Here is a 20,746-nt window from a genome sequence, read left to right as displayed (position 1 = left end):
GGTGATCCTCAATTCGTCCGCATGAACTGGAACCCGGAGAAGTTCTCCAGGTACGCGTAACCGCCGGTCTGGCCGTCGATGAAGTGGACCGTACCGTTGCGGTTCACCACGTTGAAGACGTGACCCGCGACCGGGTTGCCGTTGGCGTCGACGCGCATGCCGTGCACGATGCCGCGTGCGCCGTCCCCGGCGCTCTCCAGCTCGCTGGCGATGTCGTCGTACCCGCTGGCCGAGCGGAGCGGGTTGTTGCCGCCGAGCGCCTGGTTGACCCCGTGCGGCCAGTCGAACCGCGGATCGTTGATCAAGTTCCCGTTGGCGTCCTGGTAGAAGCGGCGGGGCACGGCGGAGCTGGCCTGGCCGGTGAGCGACCGGTCGGTGGCGGTGACGCAGCTCTGGCAGTTGATGCCGAAGGCCGGGTCCTTGCCGAAGTTGGGGTTCACCCCGTGGGACAGCTCGGGGAATTCCTTGGCGAAGTCGGCGGGCGAGGAGTTGCCGTAGTGCCGGGTCCGGGCCAGCACGTCCTGCGCGGCCTTGGCGCCCGGCTTCGCCCCCTTGCGGGCGAGCTTGCCCTCCACCCGCTTGAGGAGCTGCTTCGCCTGCGCGAAGAGGCGCTTCAGCTCCCCCTCGACCTTGTGCACGGCCTGTTTGATCAACTGTCGGCAGGCGACCCGGGCGGCCGCGACCAGGCCGGGGACCGCGGCGGCCGCCGCGCCGAAGGTGGCCGCCGCCGCGGCCAGCGCCTCCGCCACCGAGATGGCCAGCATGATCAGCTGAACCATGAAGGCGATCTTCAACGCCAGCGTCACGGCCGCGAAGATGATCAATGCGCAGCCGATGATCTCGGCGGCGGTGATGTCCTCCAGGAGCCGGCGCCGCGGCCCGTCCTCCCGTTCCCACCAGCGGCGGAACGCGTCGACGGTCTCACCCAGGTTGTACGTCCCGACCGCGTCCGCGGCGCCCTCGGCGCCCTGCGCCACCCCGCGGAGCGTCCCGGCGAAGGCGAGCCACTGCTGGCCGGCGGCGAAGAGCAGCTCCTCGTCGGCCTCCGGCCAGGTCAACCCGACCCAGCTGAGCGGCTCGGTCAGCCACTCCGGCAGTTCCAGCCCCATCTCAGCGGGCCGCCGCCCGGACGGGACCGGTGATCGTGACGCGGATCGGCACGCCGCACCTCCGACTGACGATGATCGTTTGCCCGGACCGGGCAGGAGCCTAGCGGCCCGGGCGCCGGCGCGGGGGGCACGAGGAGACTGGGATCCGCGTCTCACATGACGGACCTGGGTACCACGGGCCGTCGTGATCACGTAGGGTCACCCTGTCATGTGGCAGGCGTACCTTCTTCTTGGCTGCCGCGACGAGGCCTGACGGCCGGCACCTCGTCGCGGAGTTGAACCGCGCCGTCCAGCACATCCGAACTTCACCTCGGCACCGCCCGGGCACCGTGGCCCGGCAGCACCGCCGACACCTTCCGATTGCTGACGCCACATGTTCCCAGGGAGCACTCCGCCATGGCTCAACCTGCCACTGACGCCGAGACCGATCCGATCGCCCGGCAGCGCCCCAGCCGGATGCCGTTCCAGCGCTACCTGCCGTACCACCAGCAGTTCCGGCTCGACCTGCCGGACCGCAGCTGGCCGACCCGGCGGGTCGAGGCCGCGCCGCGCTGGTGCGCGGTGGACCTCCGCGACGGCAACCAGGCGCTGATCGACCCGATGTCGCCGGAGCGCAAGCGCCGGATGTTCCAGCTGCTGGTGCAGATGGGCTACAAGGAGATCGAGGTCGGCTTCCCGTCGGCCAGCCAGACGGACTTCGACTTCGTCCGGCAGCTGATCGAGCAGGACCTGATCCCGGAGGACGTCACCATCCAGGTGCTCACCCAGTGCCGGGAGCACCTGATCGAGCGGACCTTCGAGTCGCTGCGCGGCGCGCGCCGGGCCATCGTGCACTTCTACAACTCGACCTCGACGCTCCAGCGCCGGGTGGTCTTCGGCCTGGACCGGGACGGCATCACCGACATCGCCACCCAGGGCGCCCGGCTCTGCCAGAAGTACGCCGAGATCCACACCCCGGACACCGACATCCACTACGAGTACTCCCCCGAGTCGTACACGGGCACCGAGCTGGAGTACGCGCTGGAGGTCTGCGCCAAGGTCATCGAGGTGGTGGATCCGACCCCGGACCGGAAGCTGATCATCAACCTGCCCGCCACGGTCGAGATGGCCATGCCGAACGTGTACGCCGACTCGATCGAGTGGATGCACCGGCACCTGCCCCGCCGGGACAGCCTGGTGCTGAGCCTGCATCCGCACAACGACCGGGGCACCGGCGTGGCCGCCGCCGAGCTGGGCCTGCTGGCCGGCGCGGACCGGATCGAGGGCTGCCTCTTCGGCAACGGCGAGCGGACCGGCAACGTCGACCTGGTGACCCTGGGCCTGAACCTCTTCTCCCAGGGCATCGACCCGATGATCGACTTCTCGAACATCGACGAGGTCAAGCGGGCCGTCGAGTACTGCAACCAGCTGCCGGTGCACGAGCGCCACCCGTACGCGGGCGACCTGGTCTACACCGCCTTCTCCGGCTCGCACCAGGACGCGATCAAGAAGGGCTTCGAGTTCCTGGCCAAGGATGCGGCGGCGGCCGGGGTGCCGGTCGACGAGTTCACCTGGGCGGTGCCGTACCTGCCGATCGACCCGAAGGACCTGGGCCGCACCTACGAGGCGGTCATCCGGGTCAACTCGCAGTCCGGCAAGGGCGGCGTCGCGTACATCATGAAGTCCGAGCACCAGCTCGACCTGCCGCGTCGCCTCCAGATCGAGTTCTCCGGCGTGGTCCAGCAGGTCACCGACCACGACGGTGGCGAGGTCGACCCAGCCACCATGTGGGAGATCTTCGCCCGCAACTACCTCCTCGACCACCAGGTCGACCCGGTGGTCAGCCTCGCCGGCTACGCCATCGGCACCGCCGACGGCAAGGTCGAGATCGAGGCCGAGGTGGGCTTCGACGGCGGGCGCCGCTCGCTCGCCGCGGTCGGCAACGGCCCGATCGACGCGTACGTCAACGCGCTGCAGTCCCTCGGCGTGGCGGTGCGGGTGCTCGACTACCACGAGCACGCGCTCTCCTCGGGCGGGGACGCCCAGGCCGCCGCGTACGTGGAGTGCGAGGTGGACGGCCGGACCGTCTGGGGCGTCGGGACGGACGCCAACATCGTGACCGCCTCGGTGAAGGCGGTCACCAGCGCGGTCAACCGCGCGCGGAGCTGAGCCCACGGCGGCGTCCGGCACCCGCCGGACGCCGCCCGGCCGGTCAGCCGTCGGTGCGGGGAACGCCCTGCCTGGTGAGCCGGTCCACGACGGCCCGTTCCTGCTCCGGCCCGGCGATCGGGGCCCGCACCACCACCGGCGAGCCGGTGTCCCGGACGAGCCGGTCGAGGTAGGACCGGAGCAGCGGGTCGGCGGGGCGCAGGGCCACCGCCGCCGGGTCGCTCACCTCCACCACGATCACCGACTGGCCGTACGGGTCCCGGCCGTACCGCCAGCCGGTGACGTCGGCCCAGGCCACCGCGGCGTCGTACGCCGGGTCGGCCGGTTCACCGGTGCGCCGCTCGCCGAGGCTCGGCACCCGGTACCGGGCCCGGACGCCGTCGGTCGAGAGCTCGGCCATCGGCAGCCCGACGCTGTCGTCGCGGCCGGCGCGGCGGCGGTGTTCCAGGGGCGCCCCCGGCAGCAGGGCGAAGAACATCACGAAAAGGAAGGTGCAGACGGCGCCCCCGAGCGCGGCGATCGGCGACCGGGACCAGAGCAGCAGCACCACCAGCACCGCCAGCAGCGCGGCCAGGCCGGCGGCGACCGGCACCAGCCAGCCGAAGACCGCGTGCCCGGGCCGGCGGGGCGCGCGGACCACAAGCAGCTCACCGGCACGGCCCGGCTCGGCGGTCAGCCCGATCATCCGGCCAGGTCCCGGCGGAGGGCGGCGAGGTTCTGCTCGATGTCGGCGGCCCGCTGGGAGAACTGCGCCATCGTCGACTTCAGCTCCGGGCCGACGCCGAAGTCCCGCAGCAGCTGCTCCGCGTCGACCGGCGGACGCGCCGTCGCCTCCCGTACCGCCTCGGCCCAGTTCTCGGTCGCGGCGCGGATGGCGGCGAGGATCGAGTCCCGCAGGGTGTGGCTGTCCAGCCGCATCGCGCGCGGGTTGATCTCCAGGTCCTGCACGGCGCCGCCCGCGCCGACCCGGGCGGTGATCAGACCGTCCTCGCTGGTCCCCTCGCCCACCGTCTCGGCGAGTACGGTCCGGTGCTGCTCGAACGTGTCGAGCCGCTGCCGCACCTGGCGCATGGCCTGCTGGATCTGGGCGTCGAAGCCGCTCATCGCCGCTACCTTCCTCGTTCAGGCGGAGTGCCAGGCGATCGGGATCTGCCGGAGGTCCGGCGTGCCGTCGCCCTGCTCGTCGAAGGTCTGCACCGCGGCGAACTCCTTGACCACGCCGGAGAGCAGGGTGACCGCCGCCGTGGCGACCGTGATCACGGTGCCGGTGGCGGTCAGCCAGGAGGCGCTGGCGGCCGCGCCGAGCGCCTGGATGATCGGCTGGAGCACGAGTGCCTGCGGGCCGATCGAGGAGAGCGTCAGGTCGAGGATCACCACGAAGAACTCGGCGGTGAAGGCGACGAAGGCCAGCCAGAACGCGGTGAGCAGACCGGCCACGGCCAGCAGGGACGCGGAGAGCGCGCCGAGCGCCTTCTGCACCTGACCCAGCTCCCGGGACACCTCGGCGACGACGTCGCGGTACTCGACCACGCTGCCGTCCACCCAACCGGCCGTCGCCCCGGTGGCGTACCCGTCGAACTTCTTGATCACCGAACCCTCCAGGGTGGCCGCCACCGCGCCCAGCTCCCGCGCCGCCTCGATGACGGAGAACCCGTTCGCGACCATCGCCGCCGCGGTGACCGGCGCGGGGAGGTAGTCCGGGGCCATCGCCGCGGTGGCCACCCCGAGGCCGACGAACATGCTCTGGGTGGCCACGGTGAGCACCTCGGCGGCGCCGTCGCCCAACCCGTCCAGCCCGCCGAGCGGGTCGGTGAAGAGGCGGGGGAACCCGGCGTCGCCGAGCCCGCCGAGGTAGCCGTCCGGGTCGTCGGCGGCGGGGGCCAGGAACATGTCGACGTTGGCCTGCTCGGCGGCGTGGTAGTTGGCCACCGTCCGGCGGAGCCCGGCGGCGACCGACTGGACGACCTGCACCGCCGTCTCCAGGTTGCGCAGCTGGTAGTCGGCGACGGAGTTGTAGTAGCCCTCGGCGAACGACAGCAGCGCGCCCAGCCCGGGCGGGTCGAGCCGGTACGAGTCGGCCATCCGCCGCGCCGCGTCCGCCAGGTCCGGCACGACGAACTGATCCAGCCCGCGCGCAGCGTTGGTCAACTGGCCCGGATTGATCTCGATCTGGGTCAAGGGTCCCCCCGGTCGGTCGCGGCGACCCCCGGCTGCGCCCGGTGGCCGCCGCCACACCCTACCGAGCCGACGCCCGCCCGTCAGGCCCCGCGACGGCGGCGGTCGTCGGGTGGGGTCGAGGCGGGCAGCGACGGGCACGGCTGGGCGCCGGGCGCCTTCCGGGGCGGCCGGTGGATCAGCAGCGCGGCCATCGCCGCGCCGGCCAGCAGCAGCCCGGCGCACCAGAGCAGCGCCCCACGGAAGGCGTCGGTCAGCGCGGACTTCTGCTCGTAGCCGGTGCCGGAGAGGCCGACCAGCAGCGGCAGCGCGGCCACCGCCAGCAGGCTGCCGGCCCGGGACGCCGCGTTGTTGAACCCGCTGGCCACCCCGGCGAACCGGTCCGCCACGGCGGCCAGCACCGAGGCGGTCAGCGGCGCCACGACCAGGGTCAGGCCCGCTCCGAAGAGGACCACCCCGGGCAGCACGTCCGTCACGTACGACGCCCCTGGGCCGATCCGACGCAGCAGCAGCAGGCCGACGGCGGCGACCACCGGACCGACGGTCAGCGGCAGCCGGGGGCCGATCCGGGCGGAGAGCGCGCCCGCCCGCGACGAGCCGACCGCCAGCAGCACCGTCATCGGCACGGTGGCCAGGCCGGTGAGCAGCGCCGACCAGCCGACCACGTTCTGCAGGTAGACGGCGAGGAAGAAGGTGAAGCCGCCGAGGGCCGCGTACACCACCACGGTGAAGATGTTGAGCACCGAGAAGAGCCGGCTGCTGAAGAGGCCGGTGGGCAGCATCGCGGCGTCCCCGCGCCGCCGCTCCACCAGCACGAAGACCACCGCGGCGACCACCCCGACCAGCACCGAGACCAGCACCGGCAGGGAGCCGACGCCGCGGGCCGGGGCGTCGATCAGGGCGTACGTGACGCCGCCGAGGCCGAGCGCGCCGAGCAGCGCGCCCGCCACGTCGAACCGGCGCCGCCCCGCGCCGGTACGCGAGATGTTCTCGTCCCGGCTCTCCGGCACCCAGCGCATCGCGGCGAGCACCACCGCCACGGCCAGCGGCAGGTTGATGAAGAAGATCCATCGCCAGGAGAACGTGTCGATCAGCCAGCCGCCGAGGAGCGGACCGAGGGCGGTGGAGACGCCGGAGAGCCCGGCCCAGGTGCCGATCGCCTTGCCCCGGTCGTCCGGGTGGAAGCTGGCCTGGAGCACGGAGAGCGACCCGGGGGTGAGCAGCGCCCCGCCGGCGCCCTGGAGGAACCGGGCCGCGATCAGCCAGCCCGTGCCCTGGGAGAGTCCGCAGAGCACGGAGGCGACGGCGAACCACGCCACCCCGAGCAGGAAGACGCGGCGGCGGCCGAACCGGTCGCCGAGCGCCCCGCCGAGCAGCACGAACGCGGCCAGCATCAGCAGGTACCCGTTCACCGTCCACTGCAGATCGGCGACGGTCGCGCCGAGCTCGGCCCCGAGCCGGGGCAGCGCCACGTTCACCACCGTGGTGTCGAGGAACACCATGCCGGAGGCGAGGACGGCGGCGAGCAGCGTGCCCCGCCCCGCGGCGGTGCCCGTTCGGAGCGCGGGAGCGGGTGCGGTCATGGCTACCAATCTGCCCGCGATCCGATCCGGACGCCACGAATCGCGGAAACCGGCCCGGGGTACTGTGCGGGATCGCCCGGAGCCCGCAAGCTGGAGAGGTGTCGTCTGTGCGTACCAGATCAGGAGCTCGCGCCGCGGTGGCGGCCGCGCTCGCCGCGGCGATCACCCTCGGCGCGGCGGGCTGCGTGCCGGTCGACGAGCCGGAGACCCCGCCGAGCAGCGCCGGCAACGTCTCCCAGCAGCTGGGTGAGCTGACCGTCGCGAGTGCCGGGTCGATGAAGGGCTACAGCCGCGCCCGGTTCCCGCACTGGCGGGACACCGGGAAGAACTGCGACGTCCGGGACACCGTCCTGCAGCGCGACGGGGAGAGCATCAAGCTCTCCGGCTGCAACGTGGTGGGCGGGCACTGGGAGAGCGCCTACGACGGCCGGGTCTTCACCGACCCGTCGGACGTGGACATCGACCACGTGGTGCCGCTGGCCAACGCGTGGCGCTCGGGCGCGGACGAGTGGGACGACTCGAAGCGCGGCGACTTCGCCAACGATCTGACCCGGCCACAGCTCATCGCGGTTTCCCTGACCTCCAACCGGGCAAAGGGTGACCAGGACCCGTCCCAGTGGAAGCCGGCGAACCGGTCGTACTGGTGCCAGTACGCCGCCGACTGGGTGACGGTGAAGCACTACTGGCGGTTGACGCTGACCAGTGCCGAGAAGACCGCCCTGACCGACATGTTGGAGGGCTGCACATGGGCGAACAAGCCGTGACCGGGGCCGGGGCGAAGCTCGCCCCGGAGCAGATGCCGGACGCCGGCGGCGGGGACGCCGCGGCGGCCACCGGCGGCGGCGCCGGACCGACCACCGCCGGGATGACCGCGGACGGCGCCCCGGCGGCGCCCGCGGACGTCTCCGGGGCGGGCATGTCCGCCGACGCCGTCCCGGCGACTCCCGCCGGGGGCGCACCGGACGTCGGGCCGCAGCAGCGGACCACCGACATCACCGCCGGACCGGGCGGGGTGATGACCGACGAGGCCGGCGTGGTGACCGGGGAGCTGACCCTGCGCACCGAGTACGCCGACGGCCAGGTGACCCTGCGGGTGCAGTACAAGGACGCCGACGAGTGGTACGCGGTGACCGGCGGGAAGGTCGCGCTGGCCCACCCGGCCGGCCTGGACGCCGTGCACGGCATCGCGGTGGCCCTGCTCAACCGCCCGGAGGGCTGACCCGGGACCGACGAGGCCCCTTCCCCTGTGCGGGAAAGGGGCCTCGTGCCGTCGTCACGGGGTCGGGATCAGCTCACCGGTGTCACCCGGCGCCCCACCGTCGTCCGGGCGGACCAGCTCCGGCTCCACCTCGTGCGGGCGGATCCGCCCGGCCGCGATCTCTTCGGCGTAGTGGCAGGCCACCCGGTGCCCGCCGAGCACCTCGCGCAGCGCCGGCCGCTCGTCGGCGCAGCGGGTCGGCTGGGCCCACGGGCACCGGGTGTGGAAGCGACATCCGGCCGGAGGGTTGGTCGGCGAGGGGAGGTCGCCGGCGAGCAGGATCCGCTCACGGCGGTCCTCCACCAGCGGGTCCGGCACCGGGACCGCCGACATCAACGCTCTCGTGTACGGGTGCATCGGCTCCCGGTAGAGGTCGTCGCTGGACGCCTCCTCCACCAGGCCACCCAGGTACATCACGCCGACCGTGTCGGCGATGTGCCGGACCACCGCCAGGTCGTGCGCGATGATCAGGTACGTCAACCCGCGCTCGTTCTGCAGGTCCTCCAGCAGGTTGAGCACCTGCGCCTGGATCGACACGTCGAGCGCCGAGACGGGCTCGTCGGCGACGATGAGCTCCGGGTTGAGCACCAGCGCACGGGCGATGCCGATCCGCTGCCGCTGGCCGCCGGAGAACTCGTGCGGATACTTGCTCAGCGCCGAGGCGGGCAGGCCGACCGCGTCCAGGGTCTCCCGGAGCCGCTTGCCGGTGGCCGCCTTGTCGTTGGCCAGGCCGTGCGCCTTGAGCCCTTCGACCAGCAGGGACTCCACCGACTGCCGGGGGTCCAGGCTGGACAGCGGATCCTGGAAGATCATCTGCATCCGGCGGCGGGCCCGGCGCAGCGACTCGCCCTTGAGCGAGCGGACGTCGGTGCCGTCGAAGACGATCTCCCCGTCGGTCGGCTCGACCAGCCGCAGCAGGCCGCGTCCCAGCGTGGACTTGCCGCAACCCGACTCGCCGACCAGCCCGTAGGTCTCACCCGCGTTGATCGACAACGAGACGCCGTCGACCGCGTAGACGTACCCCACGGTGCGGTCGACGAGCAGACCGCTCTTGATCGGGAAGTGGACCTTGACGTCGCGCAGTTCGACCAATGGTTCCGTACGCTCAGTCACGGCACCGTCACCTCCACCGGAACGGGGTTGTTGCATCGCAGGTCGCCGCCGGTCGCGGTCGGCTCCAGCGGGGGCGCGCCCTCCAGACAGGCGTCCACCACGTGGTCGCAGCGGGGCGCGAAGGCGCACCCCTCGGTCCATGGGATGTTGTCGGCCACCGAGCCCCGGATGGCGTGCAGCCGCTCACCGCGCACCGAGTCCAGCCTCGGCACGGAGTTCAGCAGACCGTGCGTGTACGGATGCCTGGGCCGGGCGAACAGCTCGTGCCGGGCCGCCCGCTCCACCACCTTGCCGCCGTAGAGCACGTTGACGGTGTCGCAGAGGCCGGCCACCACACCGAGGTCGTGCGTGATCATGATGAGCGCGGTGCCGGTCTCGTCGACGAGCTGCTTGAGCAGGGTGAGGATCTGCGCCTGGATGGTCACGTCCAACGCGGTGGTCGGCTCGTCGGCGATCAGCAACCGCGGCTTGCAGGCCAGCGCGATGGCGATCAGCGCGCGCTGGCGCATCCCGCCGGAGATCTGGTGCGGGTACTCCTTGAGCCGGCGTTCCGGGTCCGGGATGCCGACCGCGTCAAGCAGCTGCCGGGCCTCCCGCAGGGCCTTCCTCCGGTCCATCCCCTGGTGCCGTTCGAGCACCTCGGCGACCTGCACCCCGATCGGGATCACCGGGTTCAGCGAGGAGAGCGGGTCCTGAAAGATCATGCCGATGTCCCGGCCGCGCCGGTCCCGCATGTCGTCCGGGCGCAGCTTGAGCAGGTTGGCGCCCTCGAAGAGCACCTCACCGGTGACCTTGTTGCCCCGCTTCGGCAGCAGGCCCATGATCGCCAGGCTGGTCACGCTCTTACCGCAGCCGGACTCGCCGACCAGACCGACGGTCTGCCCCGGCTCCACGCTGAAGCTCACCTTGTCGACCGCGGTGAACGGCCGCTCACCGCGGCGCTGGAACACCACGCTCAGATCGCGTACGTCGAGCAGGCTCATCGGGTCACTTCCTCATCACGCTGGTCCTTCGCTCGCGACAGCGGGCCTCGCAGGCTCACTCCTCGCGCTCCCTGCCGGCGTCCGCCGGCCGTGCTGGTCCGTCGCATCGCCGTCACCGCCGGTTCTTCGGGTCGATCGCCTCGCGCATCGCCTCACCGAGCAGGGTGAAGCCGAGCGCGACCACGATGATCGCGAGCGCCGGGTAGTAGGCAAGTTCGGGACGGACCTCGAAATAGCGCTGACCGTCCACACCGAGCATCAGACCCCACTCGGCGCGGTTGATGTCCGGGTCGCCGAGCCCGAGGAAGGAGAGCGAGGCGGCCTCCAGGATGGCGGTGGACAGGGTCAACGTGGCCTGCACGATCACCGCGGTCATCGCGTTGGGCAGCATGTGCCGGAGCACGATGTTGCGTTGCTTCACGCCCAGCGCCCGGGCGGCCAGCACGTGGTCGCTCTCCCGCTGGGCCAGCATCGAACCACGCAGCAGCCGGGCGAAGATCGGCACGTTGACGATGGCCACCGCAAAGATGACCGTCCACTGGCTGGACCGGCTGGCCATGGCCACCAGGCTGATCGCCAGCAGCAGGGCGGGCAGGGCCAGCATCACGTCGGTGAAGCGCATCAGGATGTTGTCGACCCAGCCGCCGAAGGCGCCGGAGATCGCCCCGATGAGCACGCCGAGGCTCAGCCCGATCAGGGTGGCGACCACGCCGACGAAGAGGGTCTGCCGGGCGCCGTAGATCATGCGGGAGAAGAAGTCCCGCCCGAGTGGGTCGGATCCGAGCGGGAACTCGCTGCTGGCACCGGGAATGTTGTCCACGGTCAGGTTCTTCGTGAGCTCGTCGAAGCGCTGCGCCGGGTCGTGTGGCGCGAGCAGCGGCGCGAAGATCGCCATCAGGACGAAGAGCGCGACGATCGACGCGCCGACGATGGCAACCGGGTTGCGCCGCAACCGACGGATCGCGTCCCGGACGAGACTCACGCCGCCCTTGTCGGCGCTCGCGCGGGCCAGTTCCTCCAGTCGCGCCTTCTTACGCTCGCCGAGCAGCCCGATGCCGCGCTCGCTCATGCCCGGACGGCGCTCGTCGGTGCCGGGCTGGTCCGCGCCGTCGCGGGGGGCGGCCACGCCGGGCCGGGTGATCGGGTCACTCATCGCACACGCACCCTCGGATCGATGAAGGCGTAGGAGAGGTCGACCAGGAGGTTGACCACCACGAAGACCAGCGCGGCCAGCAGGATCAGCGCCTGGAGCACCGGATAGTCGCGGCCGCCGCTGATCGAGTCCGTGATCAGCGTGCCGAGGCCGCCCCAGTTGTAGACCTTCTCGGTGAGCACCGCGCCGGAGAGCAGCGCGCCGGTCTGCAGGCCGATGGTGGTGACCACCGGCAGCAGGGCGTTGCGCAGGATGTGTCGGCCCCGGATGACGCGGTGCCGCAGGCCCTTGGCCTCGGCGGTGCGGACGTAGTCCTCGTTGAGCACGTCCAGCACGCTGGCGCGGGTGATCCGGACGATCACCGCCAGCGGAATGGTGGCCAGGGTGAACGCCGGCAGGATGAGGTGCCAGAGCGCGTCGGCGGTGGCGTCGAACTCCCGGGTGAGCAGCCCGTCGAGGACGAAGAAGCCGGTGACCTCGGTGTTGTCCACGCCGGTACTGAGCCGCCCGGAGGGCGGGAACCAGTGGATGTTCTGGGTGAAGACGTCCTTGAGCAGGTAGCCCAGGAAGAAGATCGGGATCGAGATGCCGAGCAGGGTGCCCGCGATGCTCAGATTGTCCAGCAGCCGGCCGCGGTGCCGGGCAGCGAGGTAGCCGAGCGGCACGCCGAGCCCGACCGCAATGATCATGGCAACCAGGGCCAGCTCGATGGTGGCCGGAAAGGCGCGACCGATCACCTCGGCGACGGGGTCACCGGTCCGGATCGAGTTGCCGAAGTCGCCGGTCAGGACCCGCTGCATGAACTTGCCGTACTGCACCAGGATCGGCTGGTCGTAGCCGAGCGCCTTGGTCAGCAGCGCGCGCCGCTCGGGGGTGGCCCGCTCACCGAGCAGCGCCTCGATCGGGCCGCCGGGCAGGTTCCGCAACCAGATGAAGATGAGCGCGGACAGCGCTATCAGCGTCACCGCGAGCTGTAGCAGGCGGCGGACTATGACTCGCAACATCTCTCACACCAGATTCTCGATATCAGCGGTTCGGCCCGGGCCGGGGCGTATGCCCGGCCCGGGCCGATCCCGCGTACGGCGTCAGCGGTTCAGCGGCGTGCTCAGCCGACGCTGACGGTGTTGAACCGCTCGTCGGTCAGCGGGCTGGCGACCAGACCCTTGACGTCCTTGGTGACGACGATGGCCGGCGGGGCGTGCCAGATCGGCACGGCCGGCAGCCACTTGGCGGCGATGTCGCGGTTGACCTGCTCCCAGGCAGCCTTCTTGCCGGCCTCGTCGACGGTGCCGTCGGCCTTGGTGATGGCGTCGAACATCTCGGTCATCGCCTGGTCGCCGAACTCGACCTTGCCGCGACCGAAGAAGGTGCCGACGAAGTTGCCCGGGTCGTTGTAGTCACCCGTCCAGCCGAGGATGTGCAGGTCCTGCTTGCCGAACTGCTGCACGTCGTCCTTGTAGCCACCGTTCCACGGGCGGGCCACACCGTTGACCTTGATGCCGACGGCCTGCAGGTCGTTGGCGAGGACGGTGAAGATCTCCTGCGGGTTCGGCATGTACGGCCGGGAGACGTCAGTCGGGTAGTAGAAGTTGAGCGTCAGGTTCTGCACGCCCGCGTCCTTGAGCAGCTGCTTGGCCTTCTCCGGGTTGTACTCGTACTTCTGCACGTCCGAGGCGTAGCCGAGCACGGTGTCCGGCATGAACTCGTCGGCGACCTTGGTGCCACCCGGGCCCTTGGTCTGGACGAGCTGCTGACGGTTGAGGGCGTAGGCGATCGCCTGCCGCACCCGCAGGTCCTTCAGCTTCGGGTTCTTCTGGTTGAAGCCCAGGTAGAGGATGTTGAACGCCGGACGGTCGAGGACCTGGAAGCCCTCACCGGAGAGCGCCTTGCGGTCGGCCGGGGCCGGGAAGTCGATGCCCTGGACGGTGCCGGCGCGCAGCTCCTGCTTGCGGGTGTTCTCATCCTTGATGACCTTGATGACGAGCTTGTCGACCTTGGCCTTGTCGCCCCAGTAGTCGGGGTTCCGGTTCAGGGTGATCTCACCCTTGGCCTTGTCCCACCCGCCGAAGGAGAACGGGCCGGTGCCGACCGGGTGCTCGTTGGCGAACGCGCTGTACTCGAAGGAGTCGCCGTTCTGCTTCACCGCGTCGGCGTCGTACTTCTTCAGCGCCTCGGGGCTGGCGATCGACAGCGCGGTCAGCGCGAAGGCACCGGGGAAGGCGCCCTTGTACTGGTTCATCGTGACGACGGCGGTGCCGTCGTCCTTGGCCTCACACTTGTTGTAGACCGGCTTGCCGACGCCCTCGGCCTCGTTCTTGGCGAAGCCGCCGAAGACGTCCGAGTAGTAGATCATCTGGGACTGGGCGGCGGCGCCCTTCATGTTGAACCAGCGGTCGAAGTTGAAGCAGACCGCGGCCGCGTTGAAGGGGGTGCCGTCGTGGAACTTCACGCCCTTGCGGAGCTTGAAGGTCCAGACCTTGCCCTCGGCGTCGTGCTCCCAGCTCTCCGCCAGGGCGCCCTGCAGATCGGCCGTGCCCGGCTTGTTCTGGATGAGGGTGTCGTACATCTGGCGGATCGGCCGGAACGACTCACCGTCGTCGTTGAAGATCGGGTCGAAGTTCTTCGGGTCACCGGCCCCCGCGAAGACGAAGGTGCCACCAGTCTTGGCGCCACCGCCCGCATCGTCGCGCTCGCTCTTGGCGCAGCCGGACGCCCCGACCGCCAGAGCGGCAGCGGCCGCGAGGGCCACGGCCGCTTTAAGCCTGCCTGCCTGCATCTCTCACCTCTGTCATGCGCATGACCACGCCGAGTTGTGGCTCAGTCCGTGTGCCGGAGGCTATGACACGACACACGGAAGCGGAACGCCCGTTAGGCAATCGCTATCAAGCCGACACCAAGTAGTCGGGTCTGACACTGCCCGATCTCCAGACAAACGGGCCTGTCACAGCACGAGGCGGAGCCTGGGATCAGGCAGATCGCAACAAATCGCCCGACTGTCGGGCCGGGAACCCGTGCGCGTGGCGCTCGGCACTCGTCCCACATTCCGGGTAAGCGGACAAAGCTGGCCGACACCCGAAGAGGTGCCGGCCAGTGTGCCCGTGGCGTCGGTCAGACGGCCCGGCGGCCCTCGAACGCCCGACCGAGGGTGATCTCGTCGGCGTACTCCAGGTCGCCGCCGACCGGCAGTCCGCTGGCCAGCCGGGTCACGGAGATCCCCATCGGCTTGACCAGCAGGGCCAGGTACGTCGCGGTCGCCTCGCCCTCGGTGTTCGGGTCGGTGGCGAGGATCAGCTCGCGCACCACGCCGCCGCTCAGCCGGGTCATCAGCTCGCGGATCCGCAGGTTGTCCGGGCCGATCCCCTCCAGCGGATTGATCGCCCCGCCGAGCACGTGGTACCGGCCGCGGAACTCACCGGTCCGCTCGATCGCCACCACGTCCTTCGGCTCCTCGACCACGCAGAGCACCTCGTCGGTGCGCCGCGGGTCGCGGCAGATCCGGCACTGCTCCGACTCGGCCACGTTGAAGCAGGTGGTGCAGAACCGCACCAGCTCCTTGACCTTGCGCAGCGCGCCGGCCAGCCGGTTCACGTCGGCCGGATCCGCCGACAGGACGTGGAAGGCGATCCGCTGGGCGCTCTTCGGGCCAACGCCCGGCAGCCGCCCCAGCTCGTCGATCAGGTCCTGGATGGCACCCTCGTACATCTGCCGGCTCAGAACCCGGGCAGGCCGAGGCCGCCCATGCCGCCCGCGACCGGGCCCATCTTCTGCTCGGTCAGCTCCCGGGCCGCCTCGGCGGCGTTGTGCACGGCCGCGACGACCAGGTCCTCCAGGGTCTCCACGTCCTCCGGGTCGACCGCCTTCGGGTCGATCTTGATGGACTTCAGCTCGCCGGTGCCGGCGACGGTCGCGGTGACCAGGCCACCGCCCGCGGTGCCGGTCAGCTCCGCGTCGGCCAGCTCAGCCTGAGCCTTGGCGATCTGCTGCTGCATCTTCTGCGCCTGCTTCAGCATCTGCTGCATGTTCGGCTGTCCACCTGGGCGCACGGATGGCTCCTTCTCGCACTCGTCTGCTCGGCCGCCGCCCAGCCTAGTCGGGCGGCGGCACACGTCCTCGTCCTCAGCGGCCGACGCGCGACTCAGCGCGCGTCCACCTCGTCGATCTTCTCCGCCCCGAACGCCTCCCGGAGCAGCTGTACCGCCTGCTCCTCGCTGGACTGCCGGGCGGTCCGCTCGTCGATCACCTCGTCCAGCGGCTCGTCGCCCGGGTCGAAGCCCTCGTACGTCGGGGCCGCCGGCGCCGCCGCGGCCGGCCGTCCGCCGCCGCCGGCCGGTCCGTCGTAGTCCGGGTCGTACGGCGGCTCGCCGGCCCAGTCGGCGTCGGCGGTCTTCCGCGCCGGCTGGCCGGCCCGGGCTCCCTTGGTGGCGCCGGCACCGGCCGCCGCCGCCCGGGCCGCCGCGATCGCGCTGCTCACCGGGGTCTTGCCGGCCGCCGGGACCGCCTGGGGACCGGCCGGCTTCGGTACGGCCGGCGCCGTGGCCGTGGCCGTCGCCGTCGGGGCGGTCGGCGCGCCGGTCGTCGTGGGTGCGGACGCCGTCGCGCCACCGGGACGCGCCGGCTCCGGCCAGTCGTCCGAACCGGCCGTGGCCGGGCCACCGGGGCGGGCCGGCTCGGGCCAGTCGGCTTCCCCGCCCGCGCCGCCACCCGGACGGGCCGGCTCCGGCCAGTCCTCCTCGGTCGCCGTGGCCGCACCGCTCGACTCCGCGCGTGGACCGCTGGCCGGCCCACCCGGGGCCGCCCCGGACGGGCCACCGGAGGTGGCGCGGTGCCCGGACGGGCGGCCGGCCGGACCACCGCCGCGGGCGGAGGCGGAGCCGGTCCCGGCCGGACCGGCGGAAACAGCGCCGGGAGCGGAACCGGCCGGACCGCCGGACACCGGGCCTGACCCGGCCGAAGCGGTGGAGACCGGACCGGACGCGGCCGGACCGGCGGGCGACGTGGGGGCGGCGGGCGGCGGGGACGCCGGACGCGCCGGGGCGCCGGCCCGCGAGGAGCCGCCGAGCGACACCCCGCCCCGCTCGCCGGCCACCTCGCAGCGGATCTGCCAGCGGCCACCCAGCTCCTCGTAGAGCGCGTCGGTGAGCACCGGGGCGTGGTCGGACATCATCTTGGCCAGCACCGTCGACTTCACGGTCACCACCAGCGCGTCGCCGTCCAGCTCCCGGACGACCGCGTCGCGCATCAGCGCCGCGATGCGCTTGTTGGTCCGGTTGACCTTGCCGACCACCTCCGGCCAGACCCGGCGGACCGCGACCGCGTCGAGGACGCCGGACGGGGTGGCGCCGGGACGGGGCGGCTCGGGGGTGGCCGGGTCGGGCAGCACCGCCCGCCGGGGCGCGGCCGGGGGCTCCGCCGGCACGCCGTTCCCGGTCGCCGGATCGGCGCCGCCCGCCGCTCCGGCCGTCGGCGCGGGGCGGGAAGCCGGAGCGCCGGCGCCGGACCGGCTCGCAGCGGAGGCCGGCTCCTCGGCGCCGGTGCCCGGTGCGGCGGAACCGGCGCCCGACTCCGGGCGGGACGCGGCGGCGGGGGCGGGCTCGGGGCGTACCGGAGGAGCGGGGGCGACCGGCGCGGGGCCGGCGGCGGCCGACGGCAGCTCGCCGCCGCCCAGGGTGAGCCGGCGCTCCATCCGCTCCAGGCGCTGGAGCAGGCCGCCGGTGGAGTCGTCCGCGCCGGGCAGCATCATCCGGGCGCAGATCAGCTCCAGCAGCAGCCGGGGCGCGGTGGTGCCACGCATGTCGACCAGGCCGTTGTGCACGATGTCGGCGCAGCGGGACAGGGTGCCCGGGCCGAGCCGCTGGGCCTGGGCCGTCATCCGCTCGATCTGGTCGGCCGGGCCGTCGATAAGGCCCTTGGCGGCGGCGTCCGGCACCTGCTGGAGGACGATCAGGTCGCGCAGCCGTTCCAGCAGGTCCGAGGCGAACCGGCGCAGATCGTGCCCGGCCTCGGCGACCCGGTCGACGGTCGCGTACGCGGCGGCGCCGTCCCCGGCGGCGAGCGCGTCGCACATCTCGTCGATCAGCGCCGAGTCGGTCACGCCGAGCAGCGCGGCGGCCCGAGCGTAGCCGACCCCCTCCGGGCCGGCGCCCGCGATGAGCTGGTCGAGCACGGAGAGGCTGTCCCGCATGCTGCCCCCACCGGCGCGCACCACCAGCGGGAAGACCGCCGGCTCGACGGTCACCCCCTCCGCCTCGGTGAGCTGCTCCAGGTACGGCCGGAGCACCTTCGGCGGGAACAGCCGGAACGGGTAGTGGTGGGTCCGCGACTTGATCGTGCCGAGGACCTTCTCCGGCTCGGTGGTGGCGAAGATGAACTTGACGTACTCCGGCGGCTCCTCGACCAGCTTGAGCAGGGCGTTGAAGCCGGCCGACGAGACCATGTGCGCCTCGTCGATGATATAGATCTTGAAGCGGCTGCCGGCCGGGGCGAAGAAGGCCTTCTCGCGCAGCTCCCGGGCGTCGTCGACGCCGCCGTGACTGGCCGCGTCGATCTCGATGACGTCGATCGAACCGCCGCCGTCGGGGGCCAGCGAGCGGCAGGACCCGCACGTCCCGCACGGCTCGGGGGTGGGGCCCTGCTCACAGTTGAGCGAGCGGGCCAGGATCCGGGCGCTGGAGGTCTTGCCGCAGCCGCGCGGGCCGGAGAAGAGGTAGGCGTGGTTGAGCCGGCCGCTGCGCAGCGCCTGTGACAGCGGCTCGGTGACCTGCTCCTGGCCGATCATCTCGGCGAAGGTACGCGGCCGGTACTTGCGGTAGAGCGCCAGCGTCACGCGTACCGCCTCCTCTCGACCGAGCCATTCTGCGCCGGTCAGGCGCGGGTGACCACCCACCACCCCGTGACCTGACCCGCAGGTACGGTACCGGCGCCCGGAGACAAAAAGGCCTCCCGTGCACCCGGCAGAGCTCGCTTATCCTTGCTGCCTTCCGGCCCTGGGGAGGTTCACGAGGTACCGCCGCACGGGAGGTGCCCCAAGCGTACCCGACCCGGCGCGGATCTTCAGGGGGTGGTGGGGTGGCCCACCCCCGAGGGACCTGTATCCTGGCTCGCGGAGGATTCGCCTAGAGGCCTAGGGCGCACGCTTGGAAAGCGTGTTGGGTTAACACCCTCACGAGTTCGAATCTCGTATCCTCCGCTCTCTTGAGCAGCACAAGCGGAAGGGCCGGCCCCATCAGGGACCGGCCCTCCGTCGTCGCTGCGGTCGCTCTCGTCTCAGTTGTCGTCTCACTTGCCCTGTTCCGGCCCGTCTGGCTGCCCGTCGCCGGGCTCTCCCGGCCGGCGCGGCGAGTCGCCCCAGAGCAGCCCACCGAACTGCTGCGCGATGTCCCGGCGCACCTGATCGGTCATGTGCTGGTATCGGACGGCCATCGCCGAGTTCGACCAGCCCATGATGCCCATCACGGCGCGGCCGGACACGCCGAGGACCAGGAGCACGGTGGCAGCGGTGCGCCGAGCGTCGTGCAGCGTCCGCCCCGCACTCCGGCGAGCTTGAGCAGCCGCTTCCACTCGTCGTAATCCGTCGCCTGGTGGATCGCCTCGCCTGTGGGTGAGGCGAACACCCAGCCCTCATCGCGCCAGAGCTGGGCGGCGGTTTCGCGCTCGGCGTCCTGAGCAAGGCGTGCGCCGCCGCGACGATCGCGTTGGCCCCGATGCCTGCCTGGTCCATGAGCTGGGTCGATGTCCGGGAGGTGGGCAGCCCGCATACTGCCAGGTGGGTCACCTGCGTCGGCTCAGCGTGGTCGGCTAGCAACTCGAGGGAAGGTCCGCCGCTTCGGCGCATCTCACGTCGCGGCGGGCGGGATCGGCGTTGGATGAAGCAGTATGGGACGTGCCGGGCGAGATGTCGGCTCGGCCGTCGGTCTGCGGCCCGGTCGGGAGAGCGGGCCGCTGGCGACCTTCGTCGAGCTGTTCTTCGATCTGGTCATGGTGTTCGCCCTGACCCGCTTGGTGGCGGAGGCGGTGCCGGGACTGTCGAGCATGAGCCTCCCGGTGCGCTGGTTGACGATGGGCCAGACGCTGCTGTTGTTCCTCCCCTTGACGTGGGTCTGGACGATCACCTCGTACGTCACGGCCCGTTTCGAGCCGTTGCGATTCGACGTTCAGGTCGCGGTGCTCGCCAGTGCCTTCGGGCTGCTCATGATGGGCACCGCGGTGCCGTACGCGTTCAGCGGGCGCGGCCTGACCTTCGCCCTCGCGTACGTGACCCTGCAGGTTGGCCGGACCCTTCTGTTCGGCCTGCTGTTGCGGGGCCACGCGCTCCAGAGCCTCTACGCGCGCGCGTGCATCTGGTTCTGCGTGGGCGCCGTACCGTGGCTTGCCGGAGCCTTCGCCCAAACCGGAGGGCGAGTCCTCCTGTGGTCGCTGGCGATTGCGATCGACCTCGGGTCCGCGCGCCTGGGTTGGCCGGTGCCGGGCATGGGCCGCGGACGCGCCGCCGCGTGGTCGGTGGGCGGTCACCACCTCGCCGACCGTTACAAGCAGTTTCTGATCATCGCCCTCGGCGAGGGCGTCCTGACCATCGGCGTCTCCTACACCACGGGGTCGTCGAGCCCCAGCGTGTACCGGACCGTCGGCCTGATCCTGGCGTTCCTCACCACCGTGCTGCTGTGGCGGATCTACTTCTTCCGGGCCGGCCAGATCCTCCCCGACGCGGTGACGGCGGCGAAGGACCGGGCGAGCTTCGGCCGCCACGTCGCCTTCGCTCACCTGATCATGATCTTCGGCATCGTCGCTACCGCGATCGGGTACGAGCTCGTCCAGAGGAATCCGACCCGCGACGCCGTCCCGGCCTGGCTCGCCGTGATCCTCGGGGGCCCCGCGCTCTACGTCGTGGGCCGGGCCCGGCTCGAGTGGGCCGTCTTCGGCCGCGTCTCGTCGCCTCGCCTCGTCGGCGTCACCGTGCTGGCACTGCTCGCCGTGCCCCTGTTGTTCGTGCCGCCCCTGGCGGCGGCGGGCACGGCGACACTCGTTCTGCTGTTCATCGCACTGGCCGATGCGCGGCGGGCGGCGGGTCGCCCTCCGGAACCCCCGGCCCCCGTCACCTGAGGCGGGTGCTTTCGGGCTTCGCGCTGCCAACTGTCGAGGTGGTCGGGCTGACCTGCGTAAGCGTTCCGAGGTGACTCACGGCCTTGCTGGTAGCCACACCGCCCGCTTCAAGATGTCGTTGCGAGTGT

The 20,746-nt window shown here is 71.7% G+C and carries 18 protein-coding genes, 1 tRNA gene and 1 other RNA gene; 5 read left to right on the top strand and 15 right to left on the bottom strand.

What is annotated here, in order from left to right:
* Window positions 1–8: 8 nt before the first annotated feature.
* Window positions 9–1,109, bottom strand: a complete 1,101-nt coding sequence (locus tag ACTWO6_RS31650) for a toxin glutamine deamidase domain-containing protein (RefSeq protein WP_446217321.1) — start codon at window positions 1,107–1,109, stop codon at window positions 9–11.
* 396 nt (window positions 1,110–1,505) lie between these two features.
* Between ACTWO6_RS31650 and leuA the strand changes: the two genes are divergently transcribed.
* Window positions 1,506–3,257, top strand: coding sequence for a 2-isopropylmalate synthase (gene leuA, locus ACTWO6_RS31645; protein WP_446217320.1), 1,752 nt, complete (start codon window positions 1,506–1,508; stop codon window positions 3,255–3,257).
* Between the two features lie 43 nt (window positions 3,258–3,300).
* Here the strand turns inward: leuA and ACTWO6_RS31640 are convergent, their stop codons facing one another.
* From ACTWO6_RS31640 to ACTWO6_RS31625, 4 genes are all read right to left on the bottom strand, one after another.
* Window positions 3,301–3,942 (bottom strand): hypothetical protein, encoded by a 642-nt coding sequence (locus ACTWO6_RS31640; protein ID WP_446217319.1) that lies wholly within the window; start codon window positions 3,940–3,942, stop codon window positions 3,301–3,303.
* Window positions 3,939–4,361, bottom strand: coding sequence for a YbaB/EbfC family nucleoid-associated protein (locus ACTWO6_RS31635; protein ID WP_446217318.1), 423 nt, complete (start codon window positions 4,359–4,361; stop codon window positions 3,939–3,941). Before ACTWO6_RS31635 ends, ACTWO6_RS31640 begins: the two co-directional genes overlap by 4 nt.
* Before the next feature lie 18 nt (window positions 4,362–4,379).
* Window positions 4,380–5,435: a hypothetical protein gene (locus ACTWO6_RS31630; RefSeq protein ID WP_446217317.1), complete on the bottom strand. Its 1,056-nt coding sequence runs from the start codon at window positions 5,433–5,435 to the stop codon at window positions 4,380–4,382.
* A gap of 80 nt (window positions 5,436–5,515) precedes the next feature.
* Window positions 5,516–7,015, bottom strand: coding sequence for an MFS transporter (locus tag ACTWO6_RS31625; protein WP_446217316.1), 1,500 nt, complete (start codon window positions 7,013–7,015; stop codon window positions 5,516–5,518).
* Between the two features lie 107 nt (window positions 7,016–7,122).
* Between ACTWO6_RS31625 and ACTWO6_RS31620 the strand changes: the two genes are divergently transcribed.
* Both ACTWO6_RS31620 and ACTWO6_RS31615 read left to right on the top strand, forming a co-directional pair.
* A complete protein-coding gene (locus ACTWO6_RS31620) occupies window positions 7,123–7,779 on the top strand; it encodes an HNH endonuclease family protein (protein ID WP_446217315.1) in 657 nt (218 codons plus the stop codon).
* Window positions 7,761–8,234 carry a hypothetical protein gene (locus tag ACTWO6_RS31615; protein ID WP_446217314.1) on the top strand — a complete coding sequence of 158 codons (474 nt, stop codon included), beginning with the start codon at window positions 7,761–7,763 and terminating at the stop codon, window positions 8,232–8,234. The genes ACTWO6_RS31620 and ACTWO6_RS31615 overlap by 19 nt, the downstream gene beginning before the upstream one ends.
* A gap of 54 nt (window positions 8,235–8,288) precedes the next feature.
* Here the strand turns inward: ACTWO6_RS31615 and ACTWO6_RS31610 are convergent, their stop codons facing one another.
* From ACTWO6_RS31610 to ffs, 9 genes are all read right to left on the bottom strand, one after another.
* Window positions 8,289–9,422: an ABC transporter ATP-binding protein gene (locus ACTWO6_RS31610; RefSeq protein WP_446217313.1), complete on the bottom strand. Its 1,134-nt coding sequence runs from the start codon at window positions 9,420–9,422 to the stop codon at window positions 8,289–8,291.
* On the bottom strand, window positions 9,383–10,369 hold the full coding sequence (locus ACTWO6_RS31605) for an ABC transporter ATP-binding protein (protein WP_130329815.1): 987 nt from the start codon (window positions 10,367–10,369) through the stop codon (window positions 9,383–9,385). The genes ACTWO6_RS31610 and ACTWO6_RS31605 overlap by 40 nt, the downstream gene beginning before the upstream one ends.
* 112 nt (window positions 10,370–10,481) lie before the next feature.
* Window positions 10,482–11,438: an ABC transporter permease gene (locus tag ACTWO6_RS31600; protein ID WP_446220839.1), complete on the bottom strand. Its 957-nt coding sequence runs from the start codon at window positions 11,436–11,438 to the stop codon at window positions 10,482–10,484.
* A gap of 80 nt (window positions 11,439–11,518) precedes the next feature.
* A complete protein-coding gene (locus tag ACTWO6_RS31595; protein ID WP_130329819.1) occupies window positions 11,519–12,526 on the bottom strand; it encodes an ABC transporter permease in 1,008 nt (335 codons plus the stop codon).
* 101 nt (window positions 12,527–12,627) lie between these two features.
* Complete coding sequence (locus tag ACTWO6_RS31590; RefSeq protein WP_200210152.1) at window positions 12,628–14,298, bottom strand: ABC transporter substrate-binding protein; 1,671 nt, start codon at window positions 14,296–14,298, stop codon at window positions 12,628–12,630.
* A gap of 332 nt (window positions 14,299–14,630) precedes the next feature.
* Window positions 14,631–15,224, bottom strand: coding sequence for a recombination mediator RecR (recR, locus tag ACTWO6_RS31585; protein WP_446217312.1), 594 nt, complete (start codon window positions 15,222–15,224; stop codon window positions 14,631–14,633).
* Between the two features lie 8 nt (window positions 15,225–15,232).
* Window positions 15,233–15,541, bottom strand: coding sequence for a YbaB/EbfC family nucleoid-associated protein (locus ACTWO6_RS31580; protein ID WP_231929814.1), 309 nt, complete (start codon window positions 15,539–15,541; stop codon window positions 15,233–15,235).
* A gap of 116 nt (window positions 15,542–15,657) precedes the next feature.
* The gene (locus tag ACTWO6_RS31575) at window positions 15,658–18,345 is read right to left on the bottom strand and encodes a DNA polymerase III subunit gamma and tau (RefSeq protein ID WP_446217311.1); all 2,688 of its coding nucleotides are present in this window, start codon (window positions 18,343–18,345) and stop codon (window positions 15,658–15,660) included.
* A 107-nt stretch (window positions 18,346–18,452) separates the two neighbouring features.
* Window positions 18,453–18,542, bottom strand: an RNA gene (gene ffs / locus ACTWO6_RS31570) — signal recognition particle sRNA small type.
* Window positions 18,543–18,623: 81 nt separating this feature from the next.
* On the opposite strand from ffs, the gene ACTWO6_RS31565 reads away from it, so the two are divergent.
* A tRNA-Ser gene (locus tag ACTWO6_RS31565) sits at window positions 18,624–18,708 on the top strand.
* An 89-nt stretch (window positions 18,709–18,797) separates the two neighbouring features.
* Here ACTWO6_RS31565 and ACTWO6_RS31560 read toward each other — a convergent pair.
* Window positions 18,798–19,007 (bottom strand): hypothetical protein, encoded by a 210-nt coding sequence (locus ACTWO6_RS31560; RefSeq protein ID WP_446217310.1) that lies wholly within the window; start codon window positions 19,005–19,007, stop codon window positions 18,798–18,800.
* Window positions 19,008–19,394: 387 nt separating this feature from the next.
* On the opposite strand from ACTWO6_RS31560, the gene ACTWO6_RS31555 reads away from it, so the two are divergent.
* On the top strand, window positions 19,395–20,618 hold the full coding sequence (locus tag ACTWO6_RS31555) for a low temperature requirement protein A (protein ID WP_446217309.1): 1,224 nt from the start codon (window positions 19,395–19,397) through the stop codon (window positions 20,616–20,618).
* Window positions 20,619–20,746 lie beyond the last annotated feature (128 nt).

This window comes from Micromonospora sp. IBHARD004, from assembly GCF_052814115.1.
This window is presented reverse-complemented; position numbering and strand designations above follow the sequence as displayed.